The organism is Soonwooa sp. (genome assembly GCF_032062245.1).
Taxonomy (GTDB): Bacteria; Bacteroidota; Bacteroidia; order Flavobacteriales; family Weeksellaceae; genus Soonwooa.
On the sequence record NZ_DAMBQF010000008.1, the window covers coordinates 107,144 to 108,016 of the forward strand.

Here is an 873-nt window from a genome sequence, read left to right on the forward strand (position 1 = left end):
TCGAGTCCCGTCCGGATCGCAAAAAAGCTTTCAGATTTCTGAAAGCTTTTTTCGTTTTATATTAAAAATAGTTCTCTTACTATTTTTTTTTAGATTTGGGAATATTTAGCTTAAACGAAACTTTTTCTTCTACTCGTTTGTCTTTATCTTTTTTGTATCGAACTATAATATAAGCAGGTTTCTTCATATATTGTAAAGGTGAATTTTCACTCTCATAGTCGTAATTCTCTATTCTTACGATTGATAATGCGTGTTTTTTGTCTTCTTTGGTAAATGCATAGATCGCAGAAACATCATCTTGACTTGGTTCGTTTTTAAGAATGGTTAATGTCACGTCATCTGGAGCAATACTCAGGCCTTTTGGTAATCGATTAATTGGATATTCTTTATCATAATAATTTGTGATTCCGAAATCTATGTCTCCTATAATTTTGGTCGGTTTCATAGTTTTTGGAGAAAATCGGACTGCTCGTAAGTTTTCGGAACTATTAGAGCTTCCGATATCAAAATAATCGTTTTCAGTAAATATATCATCAATTGCAACAGTTTCTTTTTTATCCCCAATTAATTTAACATGTTCAAAGCCCATATTCGTATTTTTATTATTGTAACCATATGGGACAGATATGTATAAAATAAAATCTTCAGCTTCATTTAATTTTATGGGAACTGTAAGGTAATTAGTTTTTAAAGCTTTTTGAATAGATTCTCTTTCAATATTTGCTAAAGGAAGGAATTCAGTTTCATCCGTTATTGCTTTAGTAGGTTTGGCTTGTAGCTTCACATTACCCAAATCGATTTCTACCACTTTCCCTTTTTGTAAGCTCCCCATTTTCAGTACACTTCAAAAGTAGAATTTTTTCTTGATTTTTT

General features: G+C 30.9%; 1 protein-coding gene and 1 tRNA gene (1 of these 2 running past the window's edge). One reads left to right on the plus strand and one right to left on the minus strand.

From position 1 onward, the window contains the following. Positions 1-19: transfer RNA gene (locus RT037_RS06615), tRNA-Asp, on the plus strand; it begins 155 nt to the left of the window's first position. A gap of 60 nt (positions 20-79) precedes the next feature. On the opposite strand, the gene RT037_RS06620 is transcribed toward RT037_RS06615, so the two are convergent. Beyond that, positions 80-832, minus strand: a complete 753-nt coding sequence (locus RT037_RS06620; protein ID WP_313029165.1) for a hypothetical protein — start codon at positions 830-832, stop codon at positions 80-82. Positions 833-873 lie beyond the last annotated feature (41 nt).